This window comes from Ancylobacter sp. (assembly GCF_965229075.1).
In the GTDB taxonomy this organism is placed as follows: Bacteria; Pseudomonadota; Alphaproteobacteria; order Rhizobiales; family Xanthobacteraceae; genus Ancylobacter.
Genome location: NZ_CBDDIO010000001.1, coordinates 806,790 through 830,936, shown reverse-complemented (window position 1 = coordinate 830,936; position 24,147 = coordinate 806,790). Strand labels below are relative to the sequence as shown.

At 65.4% G+C, this 24,147-nt stretch carries 29 protein-coding genes and 1 tRNA gene; 12 read left to right on the top strand and 18 right to left on the bottom strand.

From position 1 onward, the window contains the following. Window positions 1-46 precede the first annotated feature (46 nt). Both ACO07Z_RS04160 and ACO07Z_RS04155 read left to right on the top strand, forming a co-directional pair. Entirely contained in the window at window positions 47-349 is a 303-nt protein-coding gene (locus ACO07Z_RS04160; RefSeq protein ID WP_421697511.1) for a DUF3572 domain-containing protein, read from the top strand. 22 nt (window positions 350-371) lie between these two features. After that, the gene (locus ACO07Z_RS04155; RefSeq protein WP_421697510.1) at window positions 372-1,742 is read left to right on the top strand and encodes a DNA polymerase IV; all 1,371 of its coding nucleotides are present in this window, start codon (window positions 372-374) and stop codon (window positions 1,740-1,742) included. Here ACO07Z_RS04155 and ACO07Z_RS04150 read toward each other — a convergent pair. Next, window positions 1,699-2,517, bottom strand: coding sequence for a cell envelope integrity EipB family protein (locus ACO07Z_RS04150; protein WP_421697509.1), 819 nt, complete (start codon window positions 2,515-2,517; stop codon window positions 1,699-1,701). The two genes, ACO07Z_RS04155 and ACO07Z_RS04150, sit on opposite strands and share 44 nt — an antisense overlap. Window positions 2,518-2,674: 157 nt before the next feature. On the opposite strand from ACO07Z_RS04150, the gene ACO07Z_RS04145 reads away from it, so the two are divergent. The 4 genes from ACO07Z_RS04145 to ACO07Z_RS04130 all read left to right on the top strand — a co-directional run bounded on the left by ACO07Z_RS04145 (window position 2,675) and on the right by ACO07Z_RS04130 (window position 5,708). After that, a complete protein-coding gene (locus tag ACO07Z_RS04145) occupies window positions 2,675-3,136 on the top strand; it encodes a RidA family protein (protein WP_421697508.1) in 462 nt (153 codons plus the stop codon). A gap of 8 nt (window positions 3,137-3,144) precedes the next feature. After that, window positions 3,145-3,912, top strand: coding sequence for a glycerophosphodiester phosphodiesterase family protein (locus tag ACO07Z_RS04140; protein WP_421697507.1), 768 nt, complete (start codon window positions 3,145-3,147; stop codon window positions 3,910-3,912). A gap of 116 nt (window positions 3,913-4,028) precedes the next feature. Next, on the top strand, window positions 4,029-5,237 hold the full coding sequence (locus ACO07Z_RS04135; RefSeq protein WP_421697506.1) for a GNAT family N-acetyltransferase: 1,209 nt from the start codon (window positions 4,029-4,031) through the stop codon (window positions 5,235-5,237). 48 nt (window positions 5,238-5,285) lie between these two features. After that, complete coding sequence (locus ACO07Z_RS04130) at window positions 5,286-5,708, top strand: HIT family protein (protein ID WP_421697505.1); 423 nt, start codon at window positions 5,286-5,288, stop codon at window positions 5,706-5,708. Here the strand turns inward: ACO07Z_RS04130 and ACO07Z_RS04125 are convergent. The 5 genes from ACO07Z_RS04125 to ACO07Z_RS04105 all read right to left on the bottom strand — a co-directional run bounded on the left by ACO07Z_RS04125 (window position 5,698) and on the right by ACO07Z_RS04105 (window position 10,461). Beyond that, on the bottom strand, window positions 5,698-6,051 hold the full coding sequence (locus tag ACO07Z_RS04125) for an AzlD domain-containing protein (RefSeq protein ID WP_421697504.1): 354 nt from the start codon (window positions 6,049-6,051) through the stop codon (window positions 5,698-5,700). The genes ACO07Z_RS04130 and ACO07Z_RS04125 overlap by 11 nt on opposite strands. Next, window positions 6,048-6,791, bottom strand: a complete 744-nt coding sequence (locus tag ACO07Z_RS04120) for an AzlC family ABC transporter permease (RefSeq protein WP_421697503.1) — start codon at window positions 6,789-6,791, stop codon at window positions 6,048-6,050. Before ACO07Z_RS04120 ends, ACO07Z_RS04125 begins: the two co-directional genes overlap by 4 nt. A 177-nt stretch (window positions 6,792-6,968) precedes the next feature. Beyond that, window positions 6,969-9,410, bottom strand: a complete 2,442-nt coding sequence (gene clpA / locus ACO07Z_RS04115; protein WP_421697502.1) for an ATP-dependent Clp protease ATP-binding subunit ClpA — start codon at window positions 9,408-9,410, stop codon at window positions 6,969-6,971. Between the two features lie 31 nt (window positions 9,411-9,441). Beyond that, complete coding sequence (gene clpS / locus ACO07Z_RS04110; RefSeq protein ID WP_370874064.1) at window positions 9,442-9,813, bottom strand: ATP-dependent Clp protease adapter ClpS; 372 nt, start codon at window positions 9,811-9,813, stop codon at window positions 9,442-9,444. Between the two features lie 309 nt (window positions 9,814-10,122). Further along, entirely contained in the window at window positions 10,123-10,461 is a 339-nt protein-coding gene (locus ACO07Z_RS04105; protein ID WP_421697501.1) for a phasin family protein, read from the bottom strand. Window positions 10,462-10,858: 397 nt separating this feature from the next. On the opposite strand from ACO07Z_RS04105, the gene ACO07Z_RS04100 reads away from it, so the two are divergent. Next, window positions 10,859-12,490 (top strand): serine hydrolase, encoded by a 1,632-nt coding sequence (locus ACO07Z_RS04100; protein ID WP_421697500.1) that lies wholly within the window; start codon window positions 10,859-10,861, stop codon window positions 12,488-12,490. 13 nt (window positions 12,491-12,503) lie between these two features. Here the strand turns inward: ACO07Z_RS04100 and ACO07Z_RS04095 are convergent, their stop codons facing one another. Next, entirely contained in the window at window positions 12,504-13,202 is a 699-nt protein-coding gene (locus ACO07Z_RS04095) for a DnaJ domain-containing protein (RefSeq protein ID WP_421697499.1), read from the bottom strand. Further along, a complete protein-coding gene (locus ACO07Z_RS04090) occupies window positions 13,199-13,927 on the bottom strand; it encodes a VWA domain-containing protein (RefSeq protein WP_421697498.1) in 729 nt (242 codons plus the stop codon). Before ACO07Z_RS04090 ends, ACO07Z_RS04095 begins: the two co-directional genes overlap by 4 nt. A gap of 147 nt (window positions 13,928-14,074) precedes the next feature. Here ACO07Z_RS04090 and panC point away from each other — a divergent pair, with 147 nt between their 5' ends. Continuing rightward, on the top strand, window positions 14,075-14,941 hold the full coding sequence (gene panC, locus ACO07Z_RS04085) for a pantoate--beta-alanine ligase (protein WP_421697497.1): 867 nt from the start codon (window positions 14,075-14,077) through the stop codon (window positions 14,939-14,941). A 5-nt stretch (window positions 14,942-14,946) separates the two neighbouring features. Here panC and ACO07Z_RS04080 read toward each other — a convergent pair whose 3' ends face one another. From ACO07Z_RS04080 to ACO07Z_RS04065, 4 genes are all read right to left on the bottom strand, one after another. Beyond that, on the bottom strand, window positions 14,947-15,144 hold the full coding sequence (locus ACO07Z_RS04080; protein WP_421697496.1) for a hypothetical protein: 198 nt from the start codon (window positions 15,142-15,144) through the stop codon (window positions 14,947-14,949). 69 nt (window positions 15,145-15,213) lie between these two features. After that, window positions 15,214-15,648 (bottom strand): DUF1489 family protein, encoded by a 435-nt coding sequence (locus ACO07Z_RS04075; RefSeq protein ID WP_421697495.1) that lies wholly within the window; start codon window positions 15,646-15,648, stop codon window positions 15,214-15,216. Between the two features lie 27 nt (window positions 15,649-15,675). After that, a complete protein-coding gene (locus ACO07Z_RS04070; protein WP_421697494.1) occupies window positions 15,676-16,350 on the bottom strand; it encodes a glutathione S-transferase family protein in 675 nt (224 codons plus the stop codon). Window positions 16,351-16,538: 188 nt separating this feature from the next. After that, window positions 16,539-16,664: a hypothetical protein gene (locus ACO07Z_RS04065; protein ID WP_421697493.1), complete on the bottom strand. Its 126-nt coding sequence runs from the start codon at window positions 16,662-16,664 to the stop codon at window positions 16,539-16,541. Between the two features lie 274 nt (window positions 16,665-16,938). Between ACO07Z_RS04065 and ACO07Z_RS04060 the strand changes: the two genes are divergently transcribed. Both ACO07Z_RS04060 and ACO07Z_RS04055 read left to right on the top strand, forming a co-directional pair. Continuing rightward, window positions 16,939-17,622, top strand: coding sequence for a DUF599 domain-containing protein (locus ACO07Z_RS04060; RefSeq protein WP_421697881.1), 684 nt, complete (start codon window positions 16,939-16,941; stop codon window positions 17,620-17,622). Then, complete coding sequence (locus ACO07Z_RS04055; protein ID WP_421697492.1) at window positions 17,612-17,905, top strand: DUF3253 domain-containing protein; 294 nt, start codon at window positions 17,612-17,614, stop codon at window positions 17,903-17,905. Before ACO07Z_RS04060 ends, ACO07Z_RS04055 begins: the two co-directional genes overlap by 11 nt. 28 nt (window positions 17,906-17,933) lie before the next feature. Here the strand turns inward: ACO07Z_RS04055 and ACO07Z_RS04050 are convergent, their stop codons facing one another. Together ACO07Z_RS04050 and mgtE are read right to left on the bottom strand one after the other, a co-directional pair. Beyond that, complete coding sequence (locus ACO07Z_RS04050) at window positions 17,934-18,746, bottom strand: YdcF family protein (protein ID WP_421697491.1); 813 nt, start codon at window positions 18,744-18,746, stop codon at window positions 17,934-17,936. Between the two features lie 16 nt (window positions 18,747-18,762). Further along, complete coding sequence (gene mgtE / locus ACO07Z_RS04045) at window positions 18,763-20,157, bottom strand: magnesium transporter (RefSeq protein ID WP_421697490.1); 1,395 nt, start codon at window positions 20,155-20,157, stop codon at window positions 18,763-18,765. A gap of 159 nt (window positions 20,158-20,316) precedes the next feature. Here mgtE and ACO07Z_RS04040 point away from each other — a divergent pair, with 159 nt between their 5' ends. Then, complete coding sequence (locus tag ACO07Z_RS04040) at window positions 20,317-20,610, top strand: acylphosphatase (protein ID WP_421697489.1); 294 nt, start codon at window positions 20,317-20,319, stop codon at window positions 20,608-20,610. Here ACO07Z_RS04040 and lipB read toward each other — a convergent pair. Next, on the bottom strand, window positions 20,607-21,341 hold the full coding sequence (lipB, locus tag ACO07Z_RS04035) for a lipoyl(octanoyl) transferase LipB (RefSeq protein ID WP_421697880.1): 735 nt from the start codon (window positions 21,339-21,341) through the stop codon (window positions 20,607-20,609). The two genes, ACO07Z_RS04040 and lipB, sit on opposite strands and share 4 nt — an antisense overlap. Before the next feature lie 172 nt (window positions 21,342-21,513). Between lipB and ACO07Z_RS04030 the strand changes: the two genes are divergently transcribed. After that, window positions 21,514-21,598: transfer RNA gene (locus tag ACO07Z_RS04030), tRNA-Leu, on the top strand. 111 nt (window positions 21,599-21,709) lie between these two features. On the opposite strand, the gene ACO07Z_RS04025 is transcribed toward ACO07Z_RS04030, so the two are convergent. From ACO07Z_RS04025 to crcB, 3 genes are all read right to left on the bottom strand, one after another. After that, window positions 21,710-22,483, bottom strand: coding sequence for a polysaccharide deacetylase family protein (locus ACO07Z_RS04025; RefSeq protein WP_421697488.1), 774 nt, complete (start codon window positions 22,481-22,483; stop codon window positions 21,710-21,712). 135 nt (window positions 22,484-22,618) lie between these two features. Further along, a complete protein-coding gene (locus ACO07Z_RS04020; protein ID WP_421697487.1) occupies window positions 22,619-23,713 on the bottom strand; it encodes an RluA family pseudouridine synthase in 1,095 nt (364 codons plus the stop codon). Window positions 23,714-23,761: 48 nt separating this feature from the next. Then, on the bottom strand, window positions 23,762-24,145 hold the full coding sequence (gene crcB, locus ACO07Z_RS04015; protein ID WP_421697486.1) for a fluoride efflux transporter CrcB: 384 nt from the start codon (window positions 24,143-24,145) through the stop codon (window positions 23,762-23,764). Window positions 24,146-24,147 lie beyond the last annotated feature (2 nt).

The following is a 24,147-nucleotide window of genomic DNA, read 5'->3' as shown; positions in this document are numbered from 1 at the left end:
CCGTCGATGCGTTAGCTTTACCCACCCATTCCTTACGGAACCGGAAATGAAACGCCGCAACTCCCGCCCCCCTTCCCAGATCGACGCGGCCCGGCAGGTCGCGTTGGGCGCCCTCGCCTTTCTCGCCGGCGATCCTGAGCGCATCGGCCCATTTCTGGCGGAGAGTGGGCTGTCGCCGGCCGATCTGCGCGGGGTCGCGGGGGCGGCCGCCTTCCATGTCGCCCTGCTCGATTATCTCATCAACCGGCAGGATCTGCTGATCGCCCATGCCGGCGAGGCGGAGATCGACCCCGGCCATGTCGTGGCAGCGCGTGAAATCCTCTTCCACGCCGATATAGGCGAGGACTGAGGGAGCATACGGAGCTCGGGCGATGGCGCGCCTGCCGGCATTCTGCCGAGACTGCCTCACCGATGCCGGCGAGGAGAGACGCTGCACGCAGTGCGGCAGCCCGCGGCTGCTGCGCCATGCCGAACTCGACACGCTGCACGTCGCCCATATCGACTGCGACGCCTTCTATGCCTCGGTGGAGAAGCGCGATGACCCGGCGCTGCGCGACGTTCCCGTCATTATCGGCGGCGGCAAGCGGGGCGTGGTCTCGACCGCCTGCTACCTCGCGCGCGTCAAGGGCGTACGCTCGGCCATGCCGATGTTCAAGGCGCTCGCTTTGTGTCCGGAAGCCACCGTCATCAAGCCCAACATGGCGAAATATGTCGCGGTCGGGCGGCAGATTCGCGAGCGGTTCCTGCGCCTCACCCCCCTGGTGGAGCCGCTTTCGATCGACGAGGCCTTTCTCGACCTTGCCGGCACCGAACTTCTGCATGGCGAGAGCCCGGCGCGGGCGCTCGCCCGGCTGGCCCGTTCGGTCGAGACGGAAATTGGTGTCACCATCTCCGTCGGCCTCGCGCCAAACAAATTCCTCGCAAAGATGGCCTCCGAACTCGACAAGCCGCGCGGCTTCGCGGTGATCGGGACACAGGAGGCCATGGCCTTCCTGGCGGAGCGGAGCGTCGGCGCGATCTGGGGGGTCGGCAAGGCGACGCAGGAGCGGCTTGCGCGCGAGGGCTTCCGCACCATCGCCGACCTGCAAGCGGCGAACGAGACCACCCTCGCCCGCCGCTTCGGCAATGAGGGGCTGCGGCTGTGGCGCCTGGCACGCGGCATTGACACGCGCTCGGTGAACCCTGAGCGCGAGACCAAGAGCGTGTCGACGGAAACCACCTTCGACAGTGACATTGCCGACTACCGCACGCTGGAACGGGAACTCTACCGGCTCACCCGCAAGCTCTCCGATCGGCTGAAGGCCGCGGATCTCGCCGGCCGTACGGTCACTCTGAAGCTGAAGACCGCCGATTTTCGGCTGATCACCCGCGCCCGCTCGCTAGAGGACCCAACCCGCCTCGCCCACCGCATCTTTGACCATGCGCGGGAGTTGCTGGCCCGCGAGACCAATGGGCGGCGTTTCAGGCTTATCGGCGTCGGCGTCTCGGAACTCGCTGACCCGGCCTTGGCCGACCCCGCCGATCTCATCGACACCTCGGCCACCAAGCGGGGCCTTGCGGAACTGGCGACGGACTCGCTGCGCGCCCGCTTCGGCAAAACGATCATCGACCGCGGCATCACCCTCGACGCGCCGACACGGCGCGAGTCCGAACAGCCCCACCGCAACCGCCCCGATGACGAAGGCGAGCCCGATGCGCCTATTTCGCGCACTCTTCCTTCGGCAGCGCCTCGTAGGAAATGAGGGTGCCGTTCAGCGCGAACTCGCCATAGTCGAGCTTCAGCTTGCGGCTCACACCATTGTCGAACATGTCGAAGCTGATGACATAATCCGGCGTCTCGTTGCTGCCGCCTCGCTCATAATAGCTGATCGTCACCGGGAAACGCGCCCGCCCGGCGAGATCGCCTGCCGTCGCGGCTTCTTCCAGGCCCTTGGCGTCGCGCGTCTCACGACCGATCACGGCCAGCGTGTCATAGACCTTCTTGGCATCGGGCGAACCGTCGAATACCGGCGCTTCGACGATCGCCTCGCCGCTCTCCGCACTGCCGATAAGGCGCAGAACATGCTGTGTCGGCAGCAGCACGTTCTCGCCGAGCGTCACCGTCTGCGCTTCCGGCTTGGTCGCCGTCACCGTCAAGGCGCCGTCCTTGCGCTCGGCGACGCCGTCCGCCTCTTCCGTGGTCTCACCATTAATGCGGTTGGAGACGCGGAAGCGATAGGATTTGCCGTCGCCATCTTCCCATGTCGCCGTCGACACCGCGCTGTTGACCCTGCCCCCTTCCGTCGCCAGCTGGGTATCCTGCCGCAGCTGGACCGAATAACCGGCGCAGGCGCTGCCCCGCATCTCATAAACGATACGCCCCTCGGCCCCATTGATACGGGTGCCGGACTTGGAAGCGTCGAGCGAGACCGCGTAGGTGGCGCGGTGTGGCGAGAGCTGGATCGCCATTGCTGGCAGGGCGGAGGCTCCCAGCAAGAGCGTGGCGAGGACAGAGCGGCGAAAACAGGCGGACGGCATAGGTAACGGGCTCCTCGCAGACGTCAGTCGCAGCTTGCGAATGGCGAACCGATCCGCCAAACATGACCCATCGAAGATGGCAATTGCAGGTCGGTTGCCGCCCATTGGCCGTCGCATGCCGAGACGGGCAGCGCACCCACGATAGCAGGAGAATTCCATGACCGGAACGGTTGAGGCCAAGCTTGCGGCCCTCGGCATTACCATCCCCGCGGCCAGCGCCCCGGCGGCGAACTATGTGCCCTTCGTCATCAGCGGCAACCAGCTCTGGATTTCCGGCCAGATTTCCATGGCCAATGGCAGCTTCATGACCGGCAAGCTTGCCGGCGAGGGCGACATCGAGGCCGGCCGCGCCGCCGCCCGCCAGTGCGCCATCAACCTCATCGCCCAGATCAAGGCGGCGCTCGGCGATCTCGACCGAGTGAAACGGGTGGTCAAGCTGGTCGGCTTCGTCAACTCCTCACCTGACTTCACCGATCAGCCGAAGGTGGTGAATGGCTGCTCCGACCTGTTTGTGGAGGTCTTCGGCGATGCTGGCCGCCATGCGCGCTCGGCCGTGGGCGTGGCGCAGCTGCCCTTCAATGTCAGTGTCGAAGTCGAGGCCGTGATCGAATTCGCCTGAGGCCCACCATGGCTCCAAACATCTCCACCGCCAATGCGCCGGCCTGGCTCACCGCTAGGCCGATCGCACACCGCGCGCTGCACGCTGCGGCGCGCGGTGTGATCGAGAACACGCCCTCGGCGGTCGATGCCGCTCTGGCGCGCGACTATGCCATCGAAGTGGACATCCAGCTCTCCGCCGATGGCGAGGCCATGGTATTCCATGACGACACGCTGGAGCGTCTGACCCTGGCGGAAGGGCCGGCCAACGCCCTCACCGCTGAGGAGCTGAAGGCGGTGGAGATGCGTGGCACGGCCGACCGGATGATGACGCTGGGCGAACTCCTCGGCCGCGTCAGCGGGCGCGTGCCGCTGGTTATCGAGCTGAAGAGTGCTTTCAACGGCGACACGGCGGTCGCTGCCCGGGCGGCGGACGTGCTGGCCGATTATGGGGGGCCAGCGGCGTTGATGTCGTTCGATCCCGACCTCGTCACTGCGGTGCGGGCGCTCGCGCCGCATATCCCGCGCGGCATCACGATGGAGTACCGCTACGACGACCCGGAATGGGACATGCTCAGCCATGAGACCAAGCATGAATGGGGCAACCTGCTGCATCTGCAGCGCACGCAACCCGACTTCATCGCCCATTATGTGAAGGAACTGCCGTCGGCAGCCGTCGACGCCGCTCGCCAGCAGCGCCCCATGCCGCTGCTGACTTGGACCGTCCGAACCGCCGAGGATCGGGAAACCGCCGCCCGCCATGCCGATCAGATGATCTTCGAGGGCTTTCTGCCCTGAGCCGGGAACACTGCTTCCCGATCGCGTGAGCGCTCTTGCTGTTCCCACCGGGTGCGACGCACAATGGCGCCCCATTGGGCCAATCCCTGCGCCGCCCTTCCGCGAGCCCTTGCCGAATGTCCGACGACACGTTCCGCCTGCGCGTCGAGAGCGATATCCGCGCTCTCCCTGCCAATGCCTGGGATGCCTGCGCAACCATTACACCCTTCGGCGCCGAATCAAGACCCTCGCTTAACCCGTTTGTCAGCCATGCTTTTCTCTCGGCGCTCGAGGAATCCGGCTGCGTCGCCGCATCGACCGGCTGGCTGCCGCAGCATCTGGTGCTGGAGGGGGACGACGGCGAGGTGCTGGGTGTCGCCCCGGCCTATCTCAAGTCGCACTCGCAGGGCGAATATGTCTTCGACCATGGCTGGGCCGAGGCTTATGAGCGCGCGGGAGGCCGCTATTATCCCAAGCTTCAGGTGAGCGTGCCTTTCACCCCCGCCACCGGGCCGCGCCTGCTCGCGGGCACTGGGCCGCAGGCCGAGACGGTGCGGCAGGCACTAGCGGCCGGGCTGGTGGCGCTCGCGAAGCTGCGCAAGGTGTCCTCGGTGCATGCCACCTTCCTCACCGAGGAAGACGCGGCGGCACTGGAAGGGGAAGGTTTCCTGCCGCGCACGGACCAGCAATTCCACTGGCGCAATGAAGGCTATGGGGATTTCGAGGCCTTCCTCGACGCCCTCGCCTCGCGCAAGCGCAAGCAGATCCGTCGCGAGCGCCGGGAAGCGCTTGAGAACGGCATCACTGTTCACTGGCTCACCGGCTCAGACCTGACCGAGGAAGTGTGGGATGCCTTCTTCGGCTTCTATATGGAAACCGGCGCGCGCAAATGGGGGCGGCCTTACCTCAACCGCGCCTTCTATTCGCTGATCGGCGAGCGCATGCCCGAGCGCATCCTGCTTGTGATGGCCAAGCGCGCCGGGCGCTGGATCGCCGGCGCGATCAACTTCATCGGCGCCGACACGCTCTATGGCCGGCACTGGGGCGCGATCGAACATCACCCCTTCCTGCATTTCGAGGTCTGCTACCACCAGGCCATCGACTACGCGATCGCGCACGGGCTGCGGACGGTGGAGGCCGGCGCGCAGGGCGAGCACAAGCTGGCACGCGGCTACATGCCGGTCATCACCCGCTCGGCCCACTACATCGCCGATGCGCAGTTCCGCGCCGCCGTCGTTCACTATCTCGACCGCGAACGCCGTTATGTCGCTGAGGCCGGCGCCGAACTCAGCGAGTTGGGCCCGTTCCGTCAGCAAGTGGTCCCTGACACGAGCGGAGAGCCTTGACCGGCGGAGGCGGGCTTGCGATCAGATCAGGCCGACAGGGAGGAACCCATGGCCTACGATCCCGGCAACATCTTCGCGATGATCCTGCGCGGCGACATTCCCGCCCACAGGATTTATGAGGACGAGCGCGTGCTTGCCTTCCTCGACATCATGCCGCGCGCCGCCGGCCATGCGCTGGTGATCCCGAAGGCGCCGGCGCGCAATCTGCTGGATGTCGAACCTGGTGACCTGGCCGCCGTGATGGCCGTGGCGCAGCGCGTCGCCCGGGCTCAGATGCAGGTATTTGACGCCGAGGGCATCACCATCACCCAGCACAATGAGAAGGCCGGCGGACAGGAAGTGTTCCACCTGCATGTTCATGTCATTCCGCGCCATGCCGGGATCGATCTGCGCCCGCCGCTCTCCTACAAGGAAACATCGGAAGTGCTGGCGCAGCAGGCGGCGCAGCTGAAAGCAGCGCTTAAGGGCTGATGCCCAGCCACCAGGCGCCGGCCACCAGAACGGCCTCGGCGGTGAGCACGCCGGCGAGCACGGAGCGGCGCAGGGCGAGGAAGCCGGCAATGCCGCTCGCCACCGCGCCGATGCGCAGGCTGAGCGGCAGGGCGACCAGCGCGCCACTGGGCACCAGCAGTAACCGCGCCACCACCGCCGCCAGCAGCGCCGTGGCCACGGCCTGCACCCATTGCATCCACACGCTGCCGGGGTCGATCCGCCGCCCGAACAGCACGCCAAGCACCCGCCAAACCTCGTTGGGCAGGAAACCGACGAAGATCACCACCAACATGGCCCCGAGTTCGGTCGAGTAAAGGCTCATGCGCGCCGTTCCGGCAGGTGACGGGCGATGAAGAAGGCCAGCGTGCCGCCGCCCACACCGGCCCAGAACAGGTCCAGCCCGCCGGGCGAGTTGGCGACGAGCGGCGAGATCGCCGCGCCAAGCCCGATGGCCAGCCAGTCGACACTTTGCCGTGCGTTGCGCACCAACAAAATGGCGAATGAAATCGGCGTAAGCAGCAGCAACGCCACCGCCAGCGGCCCCGGCAATGCCCCCGTGAGATAGAAGCCGATCGCGGTGCCGGCCATGCTCAGCAGAGTGAGGCCGAGCCCCAGCCCCGCTGCATAGGCCGGGCGCCCTTCCTCGGGTACCTTCGGCAGCAACCGGAAGCCCTCAACCCACACCGTCATGGCGACGAAATGAGCGCAGAGCAGTTCCCAGCCGAGGCGCGGGCGAGGCCCCCGCATGAGCGGCATCAGCGACACCACCATCGGCAGCAGCCGCACGCCGGAAAGGCAGACCGCCACGGCGAGCGCGGGCGGCGATGCCCCAGTGGCGAGTCCGCCGACCAGGATCACCTGCGCCGGCAAGGCCCAGACCAGAAGCGTCGACAGCAGGCCCGCGCCGATGGGAAAGGCAAGGTCATGCAGCAACCCGCCAAAGCCGATAAAGGTGGCCACCAGCACTAGACCGGGCGTGGATACGGCGCCGCGCATCCCGCGCAGGAACCAGCGCGCGGGTGGAACAGGGTCGGAAGGGAGCGAAACCTGGGGGGATTGCATGTCAACTCGCCTGGGCCTTTTGCGGCGCCCTCCCCCTGGCGTCAAGCGAAACGGGCGCCGCCCTGCTGCATAGCAGCCATGAGAGACGGTCGCCTCCAAAAGCCGGGCCCAAAAAAGCCGCCCGCGACAATGTCGCGGGCGGCTCCTCATTCATTGGCAACGCTGGAAGCGTCCAGCTCACGCCTTGACCAGAGGCACCTTCGGCACTTTCGATGTTCCGGGCTTTGCCCGCTTGGCGGCAGCGGCGACGGGCTTCTTGGCCTTTGCCGCCGGCGTCTTGCGACGCGGCGCGCGCTTGGTCTCGGGCGCCTCGATCTTCTCCGGCTTGGGGGTGATCGGCCCCTCCGGGAATTCGAAAGCCAAAGCACTCTCGCCCTCGTCGTCAGTCTTCAGGACGACGCGCACATGCCCACCATTACGCAGCTTGCCGAACAGCACTTCGTCGGCAAGCGGCTTCTTGATGTGTTCCTGGATCACCCGGCCCATGGGACGCGCGCCCATCTGCTGGTCGTAGCCACGCTCCACCAGCCAGGCCGTGGCCTCATCGGACAGCTCGATGGTGACGTTGCGATCCGCCAGCTGCGCCTCCAGCTGGAGCACGAACTTCTCCACCACCAGCGCGATGATCTCGTTGGTGAGGTGGGCGAAGGGAATGATGGCGTCGAGCCGGTTGCGGAACTCCGGCGCGAAGAGACGGTTGATGGCCTCCACATCGTCGCCCTCGCGCTTCGAGCGCGTGAAGCCGAAGGCGGACTTCGACAGGTCGGCGGCACCCGCATTGGTCGTCATGATGAGAATGACGTTGCGGAAATCCACCTGCTTGCCGTTGTGGTCGGTCAGCTTCCCATGGTCCATCACCTGCAACAGGATGTTGAACAGGTCGGGATGCGCCTTCTCGATCTCATCGAGCAGCAGCACGCAATGCGGGTGCTGATCGATACCGTCGGTCAAAAGGCCGCCCTGGTCGAAACCGACGTAGCCGGGAGGCGCGCCGATCAGCCGCGAGATGGTGTGCCGCTCCATGTACTCGGACATATCGAAGCGCAGGAGCTCCACGCCGAGGCTGGACGCGAGTTGCTTCGCCACTTCGGTCTTGCCGACGCCGGTCGGCCCGGAGAACAGATAGGAGCCAATTGGCTTCTCCGGCTCGCGCAGTCCGGCCCGGGCCAGCTTGATTGCCGACGCCAGCGCCTCGATGGCCTTATCCTGGCCGTAGACCACGCGCTTCAGCGTCGTTTCCAGCGCGGAAAGAATCTCGGTGTCCGACTTCGACACCGACTTTGGCGGGATGCGGGCGATGGTGGCAATGGTCGCCTCGATCTCCTTCACGCCGATCGTTTTCTTGCGGCGCCCTTCGGGGAGCAGCATCTGCGCCGCACCGGACTCGTCGATAATATCGATCGCCTTGTCCGGCAGCTTGCGGTCATGGATGTAGCGGGCGGACAATTCCACCGCCGCCTTGATGGCGTCGTTGGTGTAGCGCAGCCGATGATAATCCTCGAAATAGGGCTTGAGGCCCTTGAGGATCTCGATAGCGTCCGGGACGGTCGGCTCCGGCACGTCGATCTTCTGGAAGCGGCGGACGAGGGCGCGATCCTTCTCGAAATACTGGCGGTATTCCTTGTAGGTCGTCGAGCCGATGCAGCGCAGCGTGCCTGCGGCGAGAGCAGGCTTGAGCAGGTTGGAGGCGTCCATCGCCCCGCCCGAGGTCGCACCGGCACCGATCACCGTGTGGATCTCGTCGATGAACATGATGGCGTCGGGATAGGCCTCGATCTCCTTGACCACCTGCTTGAGGCGCTCTTCGAAGTCACCGCGATAGCGGGTGCCGGCCAACAGCGCGCCCATGTCGAGCGAAAAGACCGTCGCCTTGGCGAGAACATCCGGCACCTCGCCGGCAACGATGCGGCGCGCCAGACCTTCCGCGATGGCAGTCTTGCCGACGCCGGGGTCGCCCACGAAAAGCGGGTTGTTCTTGGAGCGGCGGCAGAGCACCTGGATGGTGCGCTGGATCTCGCTGTCGCGGCCGATCAGCGGGTCGATCTTGCCCTCACGTGCCTTCTTGTTGAGGTTCACGCAATAAGCGTCGAGCGCATCGGCCTTCTTCTTGGTGTCCTCCCCGGTCTTCGTCTCCGTCTCCTCCTCGGCGCCGCGAACAGGGCGACTTTCCGACATGCCGGCGCGCTTGGCGATGCCGTGGCTGATGTAGTTGACGGCATCATAGCGCGTCATGTCCTGCTCTTGCAGGAAATAGGCCGCGTGGCTCTCGCGCTCGGCGAAGATGGCGACCAGCACATTGGCGCCGGTCACCTCCTCGCGGCCGGAGGACTGAACATGAATGACGGCGCGCTGAATGACGCGCTGAAAACCGGCCGTCGGCTTCGAATCCTCGCCGGCGTCCTGGACCAGATTGTCGAGCTCGGTGTCGATATACTCGACCAGATTGCGCCGCAATTTGTCGATGTCGACATTGCAGGCCCGCATCACCGCCGCCGAGTCCTGGTCATCGACCAAGGACAGCAGCAGGTGCTCCAGCGTCGCATATTCATGGTGGCGTTCGTTGGCGAGCGCGAGGGCCCTGTGCAGCGACTGCTCGAGGCTTCGGGAGAAGGTGGGCATCGGGACCTCTTCGTTTAGCCGTCGCGGGGCGTCACTTCTTCTCCATGACGCACTGCAAAGGATGCTGGTGCTTGCGCGCGAAGTCCATCACCTGCGTGACCTTTGTCTCGGCCACTTCATAGGTGAAGATACCGCACTCCCCCACGCCATGCTGATGCACATGCAGCATGATCTGGGTGGCTTCCTCCCGGTTTTTGCTGAAGAAGTGCTCCAGCACATGCACGACGAACTCCATTGGCGTGTAGTCGTCGTTGACAAGGAGCACCCGGTAGAGATTCGGCCGCTTGACCTGCGGCTTGGTGCGCGTGATCACCGCCGTGCCGGGGGCGTTGTCCCCACGGCGTCGGCGCTCATCGTCGGCCATCATCATTGCACGCAGCTGACTTTCAGCGTGGTCGGACATTCATGCATTCCCTAACCGGCGAACCGGCCTTCGGTAGCTATAATATGTATGCACCCCCGCTCACGCCAGAGGGGCGGACGGAACCGACTGTCGCATTACGGTGACAATTCCATGAGGCGGCATCCGCCGGGCCACGCGCGCGGCCGGTGAAAGCGAACCGAGGAAAGCGTCGTCGCAATGAAAAAGGCCCGGCGCTACGGCCGGGCCTTTAGAAACATCGGGACGAGACAAACTCCCGTTTCGCCACGTCCATCGCGTCAGGCGATTGCCGGAACCCGGCCTCGCCCGCGATCGCTCAATGAGCGCGGATCACTTGGTGACGGCGACCTTGGCGAGAACGCTCTCGTAGGGCTTGTACGTCTCCTTAGCCAGATCGGCGTACAGCTCGCCCATCTTGGTCGCCTGAGCGACGAAGCTCTCATAGGCGCTCTTGAAATAGTCGGACTGGATCTCAACCGCCTTGTCGAGCGTCTTGGCGCCGAACAGCTTCTCAGCGGCAGCGGTGCCTTCCTCGAAGGACTTTTTCGAGTAATCGGCCACTTCCACCGCGATCGACTGGACGCCCTTGGACACGGTGCCGAAGCTCTTGACCGCGAGTTCGAGGTTGTCCTTACCGACCTTCTGGATGTCGTCAAAATTCTGCAGCATGAGCCCGCTCCTTGGTGTTCCAAAACGCGCGTCGCTCACTTGGCCACTCGCGCCCGCCCGGGAATTCTCCCTCCAAATTTTGTAATGCACCGCACCAAGGGGGTCAAGAAATTTGTGCGACGCAACATTGCCGCCACGACGCAGGCTCCGCACCATCTTCATGCCATATCAACAGCGTTGATGAGCCTTCTTTACGACTCTGTAACCCTGCCCTTTTTAAGCTTTGGGAAGTGATGGTTCGGCAGGGTTCCTTAACGGTCTAGGCCTTCGCAGCGGCAGCAACGCCGCGCCGCAGCGGCCTTTTTCCTGACGAATGGGTTGAGTTCCGGCATCACCTGCCGGCAGCGAGTAGCGGGACGAACAGATGCGGGTTCCGGAAATGGTCGGCACCACTTTCATGCGTGCCGCCGTGGCGGTGTTGGCGGTCTCCATCCTCGGAGCCGGCTTTGCAGAGGCCGCGCCGAAGAAGAAGACGGTTCGGGCGAAGCCCGCGGCGACCCGGGCCGTCGCCAGCACAGGCAACTGGCAACGGGGCTATTCGCACATCGTCGTCGATGCCAATACCGGTCGCGTTCTCGACGCCGAAAATGCCGATGCGCTACGCCATCCGGCCTCGGTCACCAAAGTGATGACGCTCTATCTGCTGTTTGAGCAGCTGGAGAGCGGCCGGATGAAGCTGAACACCCCGCTTCGCGTTTCCGCCTATGCCGCTGCACAGCAGCCCTCCAAGCTGGGCGTGAAGGCCGGCTCAACGATTTCGGTCGAGGACGCCATCCAGGCGCTGATCACCCGCTCCGCGAATGATGTTGCCGTGGTGGTCGCCGAGAACATCTCCGGCAGTTCCTCCTCCTTCGCCAATCTGATGACGCGGCGGGCTCGCCAGCTCGGCATGTCGCGCTCGGTGTTCAAGAATCCCAACGGTCTGCCCAACCCCGAGCAGGTGACCACGGCCCGCGATCTCGCCACCCTCGGCCGCGCCATTCAGGAACGCTTTCCGAAGTACTACGCCTATTTCGAGATTCGCAGCTTCCAGTATCGCGGCGTCGCCATTCGCAACCACAACCGCCTGCTGGGGCGGGTCGATGGCGTCGACGGGATCAAGACCGGGTACACCAACGCGTCTGGCTTCAACCTGCTCACCAGCGTGAAGAAGAACGGTCGTTACGTCATCGCCGTCGTGATGGGCGGCGCCAGCGCTGCCTCGCGCGATGACCGCATGGTGGCCCTGATCGGCGAAAACCTCGGCAAGGCTCAGTCTGGCCGACAGATGGTGGCGCGCATGAGCAGCCCGCCGCCTGGCGCTTCTGCCGACGACGCCTCCGCTCCCGTGGCCATGGCGGAAGAGGCTCCGGCGGCCCCCAAGACCATTCCGGTGCCGACCACCAGCCCGCGCGTCGCCATGGCCTCGGCCGTTCCCGATATGGAGCCGACCGCTTCCGTCCCGACACCCGCCCCCTCTCCGGCGCGCCCGGCCCGGGCTGCGACGAATGCCCCCGCCGCCAACACGCCCCCCGTTGGATCCGCCGCCCCGATCGTGCCGGTTGCGGTCAAGACCGTCGCGGTGGCTCGTCCGAGCCAGCCGGTTGCCACCTTCAGCAACCAGCCGGGCATTCTGGGTACGCTCTCCTTCACCAATAACGGCTTCATCGCGGAATCCTCGGAGACCGCAGCTGCCGCTCCGGCGCAGCACGCCATCCGCCAGCAGGTGCAGGTGGCGAGCGCAGGCCCGATCGAAATTCCGCGCCAGGAAGCCGAGACCGCCGAGCAGTCCACGGCTCCGCGCTCGGGCTGGGCGATCCAGATCGGCGCTTTCGGCAGCGAGGCCGATGCGCGCGCACAGCTCGCCAAGGCGCAGCAGAAGGCCGGCCGGGCCCTTGCGAAGGCCGATGCCTACACAGAGCAGGCGGTGAAGGGGTCGACCCGGATCGTCCGCGCCCGGTTCGCCGGCTTCGATGCCGAGTCCGCCGCGCGCAAGGCCTGCGATGCCCTGAAGCGCAGCGACTTCGGCTGCATGGTGTTCCGCAACTGATCCGGGGGAGGCGTCAATGGCGGTCGAGCAGGACATCCTTCGCTTCGTTTACCCGGGCAGCGAGATAGTTCGACCCGCCCTGGTCGGGATGGAGTTTCTTCATAAGGGAACGGTGAGCCTGGCGGATTTGGTCCGCCCCCGTCCCCGGCTCAAGCCCCAGGATCTGGTAGGCCTCCTCTTCCGTCATCGCGCCGCGGCGCGGCGGGTCAGCGCGCCGCCCGCCCGCTTGTCCCTCCACGTTCTCACGCCAGCCGGCCGACCGGCGGTCAAGATAAGCTTCGAGTAGCTGGCGGCTCTCGACATCAACGTCGAGGGCGAGACGGGCCACACTTGGGACATCGAGGGCGTCAAGCGCCGCCCCGGCGAAGGGGCCGTTGGTCACCTTCCCCGTCAGCCTTCCGCTGTCATGGTCGAGTTCCATGTCGAGAAAGGCGGTGCGCACCGTGGAAGTTCGCCCTTCGGTCGGCGCACTCCGGCCGGACGTAAACGCCTTGCGGATGTCCCACCCGAACAGCGAAAGGCCGAAAATTCCCAGGGGAAGCGCCGTCTCGATATGCCCTCGCATGCCGAGAAAACCGGCGACGAGGATCAGCGCGCCGCCTCCCACTCTGCGTCCGAATTGAGCGAGTACCGCCGGATTGGCACGGCCAAACGCCTTGAGGCCGTAATAGAGCAGCGCGACGATCGCCGCCCCGATCAGCAGATTGATCATCGCGTATCCTGCATGGCGGAAATGAGCCGGCGCGCTCCAGGCGAGGCGCCGGCCAACGCGGTAAGCGCTTTGGTGCCGCCAGCGGCATAGGACGCGGCGGCCCGCAGCAACGCCCGCAGTTCGGCTGAAGCGCCCGCGTCGAAACGGCAAAACGCGCCCTTCGTCAGCCGTGCGATCTCGCGAAACGCGCGCTCGGCCTGCGGATCAGCCCCCTCCTGGAACATGAAGGCTGGCACCCCGCGCAATGCGAGTGTGCCAGCCTCTGCGCAGAGTGCGTCGATATTCTCTTCCATCGCGTCGCCGATGAAGACGAGCGCCCCGACGGGCCCCTTGGCCGCCTGCGCTGCCGCATGGCTGAGCACCCGGCCAATCTGGGTTCGTCCACCCTGGCACTGAATACGGTCCATCAGCGCGCCCAGCTTTGTCCCCTCATTCAGCCAGGGCGAGGCCCGGCACTCGCCGGAGCCACGATAATAGACGAGCTGCATATCCAGCCCGCCGATGCGGGCAGCCTCCTCGAACATTTCCGCCTGCAGGGCGCAGGCAAGGTCCCAGGTCGCTTCCCGGCTCATCGTCGCGTCGAGACCGAAGATCAGTCGCCCGCGCTTCTCTGCAGTCAGAGGCGCGCGGCGCTCCAACTCGGCGAGAAAGGATGCCGTATCGGCGGAGTGACCCGCCGGGACGTGCGGCGCGGTCCTCGCGGGTGTTGTCTTGTCGGCGGCCATGCGGGGTCCTGCTACGGATTCGGCGCAAGTGTATCGGGGGAGTGGCCTTCGACAACAGCCCGCTCGCCAAGGGTTGAACATGCAGCCGGCGTTGACGCTCGGTCCGGCTCTGCTAGCTTCCGCGCCCCGACAGAACGAGATTTCGCCATGACACGCGACCGCGCGATCCGCACCGTCCACACCGTTGCCGCGCTGCGAGCGCAGATTCAAGGGTGGCGCGCCGCTGGGGACAAAGTCGCACTTGTTCCAACGATGGGAGCGCTGCACGCGGGTCACGTGGCGCTGATGGCCGCTGCCAGGGAGCGGGCGGAGCGGGTGATTGTGACGATTTTCGTCAACCCCACTCAATTTGCACCGACCGAGGACCTGTCGCGCTACCCGCGAACGCTGGAGGCCGACCTCGCCAAGGCCGAAGCCGCGGGAGTGGACGTGGCTTTCGTGCCCGATGTCGGCGAGATGTACCCGGAGGGATTTTGCACGATCATCTCGCTGGCCGGCCCGGCACTAGGCCTGGAAACCACCTTTCGCCCGACTCACTTCGCCGGAGTCGCTACGGTTGTGGCTAAGCTCCTTCTCCAAGCGCTCCCGGACGTCGCGTTGTTTGGCGAGAAGGACTACCAGCAGCTACAGGTCGTCACGCGCCTCGCCCGCGACCTCGATCTGCCAGTGCAGATCGTCGGCGTGCCGACGGTACGAGAGCCCGACGGCCTCGCCATGTCGTCGCGAAATGTTTACCTCTCGACGGCAGATCGCGCGACAGCCACCATCCTCTACCGTGCTCTGAGCGGGGCCGCAGAGCGCATCGCGCGGGATGGCAAGGTGGAGGCTGCGGTCGAAGAGGCGCGCGCCGTGATTTCCGCCGCTGGCTTCCACCTCGACTATGTCGAGGCGCGCCATGCCGAAACGCTCGCCCCCATTAACGGTGCGGGTGACGGCCCCATCCGCTTGCTCGTGGCGGCCCGCATCGGAGCGACGCGCCTCATCGACAATGTGTCCGTGCCTACGCTGAACTAACGGCCTCAGCCCATGGTCACATAGGCCACCGCCATTCCGACGATGACCAAGCCAAGGCTGATGCCAAGAACATAGCGCATTGGCTTCACTTCGACGGCTTGACGTTCCTCGGTCTTGGCCTTCACCACCACCTCGCCATTATCAACAACGCGTCGATCGTCGGAATTGACGTGGGTCATACCTTCGGGGTTCGTCTGGCTCATGCCGGTGTTCCTTTCGCTCATTCCGTACGGGAATAACGTGCGAAAGGCACTTCGGGTCCCTGCCTCGCCTCAGAGAAGTCCCAGCGAGCGGAGTTCGCGGCGGAGTTCGTCCGGCAGGGCGGGAGCCGCCCCGGCCGCTCCAAGGTCTGGAGGCGCTTCGGCAGCCTTGAGGTACCGCCATCCCTGAAACGGCCGGTTCGGCCGGGGTGCGACGCGATGCACCGTCGGATCAAGCACGAGATGGCACCGGCGGATGCCATCTCCATCGACGAAGGGACGGATGCCGGTCAGAGCCTGCCGGCAGGCGACCTCACCCTTGATCACCCAGTAGAGCGATCCGCCGGACAGAAGCTCAGCCGTCCGGGTCGGCACCATGCGCGTGGTGTGCACCTGCTCGACCGCCTCACCGCGCGCCGCCTTTCCGGCCAGCGATTCGGCGATCCATTCTTCCAGGTCCTCGACCGACACGGCGCCGACGCACAATTTCAGCAGGTGGAGCGGCATGGCAGGGTCCGAGACGCGATCTGGGCTCTATACCCGCTTGACCACCGGCCAGTCGACCTCATCCTCGGCGAGCGCTCCCGTTTCCTGCAGGGCCGCCTCCTTCCAGGCAACAAAAGCCGGGTGGGCATGAACGGCCTCGACATAGGCGGCAGCGACAGGATCGACCTCAATGGCGTAGGTCCGCAGCCGCGTCGCCACCGGCGCGTACATGGCGTCAGCGGCGCAGAACGCCCCGAACAGGAAGTCACCGCCGCCGCCGAAACGGGCGCGGGCCTCGCCCCAGCGCCGGGTGATGCGGCGCACGTCTTGCAACGCTTCCTCCGGAAAGGAGCGGGCCTCGACAGGGCGCCAGAGATTCATCGGCGCCACGCTGCGCAGCGCGCCGAATCCGTTGTGCATTTCGGTCGCGAGCGAGCGGGCATAGGCGCGGGCGACAGGATCGCTCGGCCACACGCCCTTCTCGGGAAAGCGCTCGGCCAAGTGCTCAAGAATGGCGCTCGACTCCCACACCACGGCTTCACCGTCGATCAGCACTGGCACCTTGCCGGCAGGTGAGCGGGCCCAGATACGCTCCTTGAAATCCGGTGCATCGAGGGGCACCAGCTCTTCCTCGAACGGAATGCCCAGCGCGGTCATCGCCAGCCAAGGCCGCAGCGACCACGACGAGTAGTTCTTGTTTCCGATGATCAGCCTCAGCACCACGTCGCCGCTCCCTGGTCCATTCGACTGACAGGTTCCGTCATCTCGGGCGGACGTGCAAACGAAGGGCCGTGATGTCGCCCATCAATCCCGTTGATCGTGGCAAGTCATGACCCGACATGACAACGGCCCGGCCTTGCGGGCCGAGCCGTGTCCTAGAACTGACACCTTGGAGACCAACGCCGTGGGGATCACCCTGCGGCGATCTGCGCTGCCTGGAAGCCCCCGAACAGATAGATAAGGGCAATCGCCGTCAGGAACGCGGCCACAGCCCAGCGGGCGACTCCCCAACAGGAGCGCTCGGGAATGGAATTCATGATGACCTCGGAACGATACGTTCACCGCGATGCGCCCGCCGACCGTCGGCGTAGGGGCGCGATCTGAAACAGTATTTAATAAATCGTTACGACGTTCGCAACCGCGAAATTGCCACATTCCCGGGCGCTCCACGCAGCACTGCCCTGCCCTAAGCGCATGCCCACTGCCCTCGACAAGTCGAACTGAGATCGGTTGAAAGCTCTCTCCACCGCGCGCACCCTCACGGCAGCGCGGGCCAACAGGGCGTTGACCGCCGGAGCAATCGAGAGCGCCATGCTGGGGTTCACCTTCATCGATGGGATGGCCTTCGCCGCCTTCTGCCTGTCCTGGGTCGCCTATCATATGGTCATGGAAGGCGGTTGGGCGGAAAAGCGCACGCTGAACCGCCGCATGGACGCGTATCGCTACCAGTGGATGCTCCGCATGCTGGAACGCGAAAACCGCATCGTCGATGCCCAAATCGTCGCGGCCCTGCAGAACGGCACCGCGTTTTTCGCTTCCACATCGCTGCTAGCAATCGGCGCCTCGCTGGCCATTCTGCAATCCACCGAAGCGGTGATGGCGCTTTTCCGCGACCTGCCCTTCGGCGTCCAGAACCGCACCAGCTGGGAATTGAAGACACTGGGCCTGACGCTCATCTTCGCCAATGCGTTCTTCAAATTCGCTTGGGCCTACCGGCTGTTCAATTACTCAACCATTCTGCTGGGCTCGACGCCGCCTCCCTCAGAAGCCGCAACGCCGCAGGCGCAGGCCCATGTGGTCAAGCTTGCACGCATGGCCACCATTGCCGGCCGACACTTCAACCGTGGGCAACGCGCGTTCTTCTTCGCGATTGCCTATCTCGGCTGGTATATCAATGGCTGGGCGCTGATGGCGGCGACCTTTGCCATCTTCCTCGTCATGATTAACCGGCAGTTGGGCCGTGACTCGCAGTGGGTGCTCGACAATGACGGATGATATTTCCCGCCCTTCCGAGGAAGCCGTCGAGGCGGCGATTCTCGCAGTCGCCAGCCAGCCCGGCGCCGCCAGGACGGTGACACCGGAAGAGATCGCGCGTAGCGTCGCCACCGGTACCGACTGGCAGAGCCTGCTCCCCTCCGTGCGGCGCGGCGCCCTGCGTCTCGCCGCAGCCGGCCGACTGGTGCTTTATCGCAAGGGCAAGCCCGTCGCGCCGGCAGATCTGCGCGGCGTCTATCGCCTTGGGCTGCCGCCCGCCGGCGATGAGATAACGGCGCCTTAGGGCCTCCGCGATCCCCTTCCTGAGCTAGCTACCGGAGGACTGCCGGAGCCGCTGGCGCCGGCAGCGGGCTATCGATACGGCCTGTGAAGTAATACACTGTGAGCCCGATCCATTCACGCAGCGCCAGCTCAAAGAAGCCTGACCCTTCCGCCACCGAACCGAACAGGCGAAAATAGCCGGGATCCCCGGTCGTGCGGAAGTCGACGGGATAAGCGGTGACCGGGAAGCCCGCCGCGCGGAAGCAGCCCACGGCTCTCGGCATGTGAAAGGCCGAGGTAACCAACAACCAGTTCTCGCCCGGTGCCGGATTGACGAGCGCCCTTGTCAACCGGGCGTTCTCGGCGGTGTTGCGCGAGGTCTGCTCGAACATCACCCGCCCTTCAGGCAGCCCGATTTGCGGCAGCGCCAGGCGCACCACGTCCGCCTCCTGCATCGCTGGCTTCAGGAGCTTGCCACTGCCGCCCGAGAAGACGATCCGCGCCTCGGGATAGCGGCGGGCGAGCTCACCAAGCGCCAGAATCCGCTCCGCCGATTCCTGGAACGCGGGCTGCCCGCGCGCGGCCGTGATGCCGGGCAGTTCGGCGCCGCCAAGCACCACAATGCCGTCAATACGCCGGCCACCATCGACAAAGACGGGAAAGCGGTTCTCCAACGGCACCAGCATCATCCGTCCGAACGGACCAAGGCCGATCAGCAACAGCCCCCCAGCGCCGATGGCGGCCAGCGTCAGCCCGAACCGACGCCAGCGCAGACTGAGGATCAGTCCGCCGATGGCGACCAAGCTAAGCAGGGTGGAAGGCGCCGCCACCATCCAGAAGATTTTGGACAGAGTGAAGAACACGTCGCGTGCGCTCCCTTCAGAACCAGAGCGACGCGATCGAGAGGAAGGCGAAAAAGCCGACCACATCGGTGATCGTGGTCACAAAGGGTCCCGACGCCACGGCGGGATCCACCTTCAGGCGGTCCAACGCCAATGGAACGAGGATTCCCCCAAGGGCTGCCGCCGCTAGGTTGATGATCATCGCCAGCGCGATGACGAAGCCGAGATCGGCAAGGCCGAACCGGGCGAACACCACTGCGGCCATGATGACCGCGAACACCACGCCGTTGAACAGACCCACCAGCAATTCGCGCGCGATGACACGGCGCGCATTGCTCGGCCGCAGTTCCCGGGTGGCGAGCGCACGCACGGCGACCGTCATGGTCTGCGTCGCGGCGTTGCCGCCCTGGCTGGCAACGATGGGCATCAGGACCGCCAGCGCCACCATGCGCTGCAACTCTCCCTCGAACAACGCGATGACGAAGGAGGCGATGTTGGCAGCGATGAGGTTCAGGAGCAGCCAGGAGAAACGGCTGCGGGCGATGTACCAGAAGCTGTCCGAAAGCTCCTCGTCGCCGGCCACGCCTCCAAGTGCCTTCAGGTCCTCGTCCGCCTCCTCCTGGATCACATCAACGATGTCATCGACGGTGAGCACGCCAACGAGCCGGCCGGCCTCGTCGACGACGGGAGCGGAGATGAGGTTGTAGCGCTCGAAAACCCGCGCCACGTCCTCCTGGTCGTCGGTCGCGTTGACGACATGGCGATCCGGCGTGACCACATCGCCAAGCTTGGCGCCACGCCTGGTGCGCAGCAACCGGTCCAGCGGCACGGAACCGTCGAGGCGATAGGTGGCATCGACCACGAACACCTCGAAGAAGGTTTCCGGCAGCCCCTCGGTCTCGCCGATATAGTCCAGCGTCTGGCCGACCGTCCAAAAGGGCGGTAGCGCGATGAACTCGGTCTGCATGCGCCGGCCGGCGCTTTCCTCGGGATAATCGAGGCTGCGCTGCAGCGCCGCGCGTTCCGGGATGGAGAAGTTGGAGAGAATCTCCTGCTTGTCGGCATCGTCGAGGTCTTCGAGGATGTAGACCGCATCGTCGGAATCGAGGTCCCGCATGCCCTCGACGACGGTCTGAGTCGGCAACGCCTCCAGAATCTGGACGCGCGCCGTCTCGTCCAGTTCGGTCAGTGCCGTGAAGTCGAAGTCGCTGCCGAGAAGTTCGATCAGCTTCGGCCGGTCCGGCGCGGGCAGCGCTTCCAACAGCCGCGCCACGTCCGTTTCGTGCAGGTCGCGAAGAATGGTTCGAAGCGCTTCGACATCGCCGGCGTCGATCGCGCCGACCACCGCATCGACGAAGCCAGGGGCTTCGGTCGGGTCGCTATCATGCTCCGAGCCACGCGAGGGGGTGGCGAACTCGGCCTCTTCGCGCATGCCCTGCTCCGGACGGGGTGGTGAGGGGAAACGGCTCGACCTTAGCGGAAACGATGCACGTTCGCTGACGAGCCGGTGTTAATGAAGAGTCGGCCGGGGGACAATTCTTTAAGAGCCGTGCGGTTTCGCACTACCGGAACTTTGTTGCAGGATTTCACCATGTCGACCGTGACCGCCACCCGGCTATTCGTTCGCGGACGCGTCCAGGGCGTCGGCTACCGGGCTTGGCTCGCCCGGGAGGCCGGGAAGCGCGGCCTGCACGGTTGGGTGCGCAATCGGCAGGACGGTTCCGTCGAAGCGCTGATCCTCGCCCCATCGGACGCGCTGGCGGCTTTTCTCGCCCTCTGCCAGATCGGCCCGGCCGCCGCTGATGTCACCGACCTTGTAACCCAAGACGAGACGATATCGGCCAGCGACGCCGAAAACGGATTCACCTTGCGCCCCACTGTCTAGGGCGGAGCATCTTCGGTCACCGTCGGCCCGAAGACGGTCTCGAATGACCGGCGCAAGGCCAGATCGGCGTCGTCCATCGTCACGGGAAGGCCAAGGTCGACCAGGCTGGTCACACCATGCTCCCGCACGCCGCAGGGAACGATGCCACCGAAATGAGAGAGATCCGGCTCCACATTCAGCGAGATGCCGTGGAGCGTCACCCAGCGGCGCACTCTTATGCCGATCGCGGCGATCTTGTCTTCGCCGGACCCGGCCTTCTCAGGGCGGCGGACCCATACTCCCACGCGGTCCTCGCGCCGCTCGCCGCGCACATTGAACGAATCGAGCGCTCGAATCAGCCATTCCTCCAGGGCCGCGACATAGCGGCGGACATCCGGCTCACGCCGCTTGAGGTCCAGCATGACATAAGCGACGCGCTGGCCGGGCCCATGATAGGTGAACTGCCCTCCCCGCCCGGTCTGGAAGATCGGGAACCTATCGGCATCGACGAGGTCTTCCGGCCGGGCGCTCGTGCCCGACGTATAAAGTGGCGGATGCTCCAGCAGCCACACCAACTCATCCGCCTCCCCGGAAGCGATGGCCCCCGCTACCCGGTCCATCTCCGCCAGCGCTTCGGGATAGGCGACGGGCGATGAGGACACGCGCCAGCGCACAGGTGCCGCGCCCGGCTGCGGCGGCAGGAGCGGGCTCAGCGCATCACGGGCTATGGGAACCGTCGAAGAGGGGCGCATCTCGTTCATGGTCGATACATAATGGCTGCTACCCTTCCTGTCGCCTCCACCTTGCGGCGGAACTGTCCACAGGCCCGGCCCGATCCGCGCCGGCACTTGTAGACCCCTATTCCATCTGCTAGACGATGCCCCGCTCGCGCTTGCCTCTCACGAAGCAGTTGGCGCTGGCGATGCGGTCGTGGCGGAATTGGTAGACGCGCTGCCTTGAGGTGGCAGTGGGTAACACCGTGGAGGTTCGAGTCCTCTCGACCGCACCAGATTTTCCGGTTTCGGAGCACACGGCGACCTTCGGGTCGCCGTTGTCGTTTCAGCAAGAGCCGTTTCAGCAGGCTGCCGTCAAGGTCGCCGATCTGCCGGCCCCGCCAGCGCTAATGAACACCCGCCGTGCGCGGCGGCGCCGGCACGATGTGGACCACCCGGTATCCCTTGTCCTTTAGCGCAGAGAGGAAGGCCGGCAGCATCTTCGCGGTCTGCCCGCGTGTGTCGTGGAAGAGGATGATCCCCCGGCCCGCATGGTCGAGCCGGGTCATGACCAGGGTCAACTGCTCCTCCGGTGTCATCGGATTCCAGTCTGATGCCCACAGATCGGCACCGAACACGCCGACACCTCGCTGCTTGAGATGGTCCAGCAGTTCGGGCGAGGCGCCAAAGCCCGGAAAGCGGAAGAAAGGCACGCGGGGATTGGCGCTGCTGGCGCCGTAGGCTGCCCCGTCATCGGCCTTGAAGCCCTTCTCGATGTCGGCCACAGCCTTGTCATAGGGGATATCGGCCAGCGTCATCGGATGCGTCATACTGTGATGGGCCACAGTGTGCCCCTCAGCGATCTCACGACGCACAAGATCGGGATGCGCGGCCGCATTGCGGCCGATGACGAAGAAAGTGGCGCGCACGCATTCGCGCGCCAGCGTCTTCAGCACCGACGGGGTGGTGGCTGGCAGCGGGCCGTCGTCGAAGGTGAGCACCACTTCGCGGTCGGCGAGGTCGAGCGTCTGTGGAAAATGCTTGGTGCCCACCTGCAGCCCCACGGGATCGACCACAAGCACCCGCGACGTGCCCAGCTTGCCGTCACACTCACCGGCCCGCACGGCTGTCGCCCCCATCAACACCGTCAGAACAAGCGCGAGCCGGACGACATTGAGCATGGTGAAAAACCCCGAGTGAGAAAGCGGCCTCTGCCTAGCGGATTGCGCGCGGCGGCGCCATCCGGCGAGGCGCGCGTGCCGCGCTCCCCTGCTCTCCGCCTGCCGCATGATGGGTGTAGCCGCCAGCTGGGAAGGTCAGCTCTCCGGCGCGTCAACGATGGGGTCGTACTGCGACGCGTCAAAGCCGAGCACGCTCCAGCTCTGCTGCATGTGTGGCGGCAGCGGGGCGGAAACATCGATCAGACGGTCGCCGCGCGGGTGCGGAATGACCAGCCGCCGCGCCAACAGGTGAAGCCGGTTCTGCAAGCCGCCGGGCAGCGGCCAGTTCTCGACATTGAAGTATTTCGGGTCGCCGACGATGGGGTGACCGATATGGGCGGCATGGGCGCGCAGCTGATGGGTGCGCCCGGTCACAGGCTTCATCGACAGCCACGCCAGTTTCTGCGCCGCATGGTCGACAACGGCATAATAGGAGATGGCGTGGCTCGCCTCGTCGTCGCCGTGGCGGGCGACACGCATTTTCTCCGCCGCCTCGTCCTTGGCTAGGTAGGTGGAGATGCGCCCCTGCGACGGGCGAGGTACGCCGGGAACCAGTGCCCAGTACACCTTGCGGGCCGACCGCGAGCGGAAGGTCTTGGCGAGGGTCGACGCCGCAAGACGGGTCTTCGCCACCAGCAGGATGCCGGACGTGTCCTTATCGATGCGGTGAACCAGACGGGGCTTCTGCCCGTCCGTGCCACGCAGGGCCTCCAGCATGCCATCGACATGGCGATAGGTGCCGGACCCACCCTGAACGGCGAGACCGAACGGCTTGTTAAGGACCAGCACGTCGCGGTCCTCGAACAACGTCATGTCCTTGAGCGCGCGGGCATCCTTGTCGTCCGAGCTGGCGCGGCGCACGGCTGGGGCGGCGAGTTCCTCGCCCTCGGCCGGACGAGCCGCGCGGGGAGCACGGGCGGGCGGCACCTCGCCGCGTGCGATGGCCTCCTCCGCTTCCAGATGCTCCGCGGCGGAAAGCTGCGGCTTTTCCTCGAGCGGCGGGATGCGGATGGCCTGACCGGCGGAGAGCCGGGTATTGGTTTTCACCCTCCCGCCTTCGACCCGCACCTGCCCGCTGCGCAGCAGTTTCTGCAGATGGCCGAAGGAAAGGTCGGGATAATGGGTCTTGAACCAGCGGTCGAGCCGCATGCCCTCTTCATCCGCGTCGACGCGGCGTGTCTCAACGGCCATGATGTGGGTACTCCTTACCCCTGCACATAGCCGAGACGGAGCGCTACGTCACGCGAGAGCGCGCATGATCGCAAGGCCTGCGAACACGCCAACCAGCGCAAGAGCGACGGAGCCGGCCACATAGAGGGCTGCCAACCCGATCTCGCCTCGCTGCACCAGCAACGCTGTGTCGAGGGAAAAAGTGGAGAAGGTGGTGAAGCCACCAAGAATGCCGGTGATGATGAACGCGCGGGCATGCATGGTCCAGCCGCCGCTGGCCAGGAAGGTCAGCCACCCCGCCACGAGACCGATGGTGAAACTGCCGATCACGTTGATCGCTAGGGTGCCATAGGGAAAGCCCATGCCGAACAGGCGCATGGCGGTCATTCCAAACGCGTTGCGCAGCACCCCGCCAATTCCGGCGCCGATGAAGATGAGAAGAATGCTCTGCACGC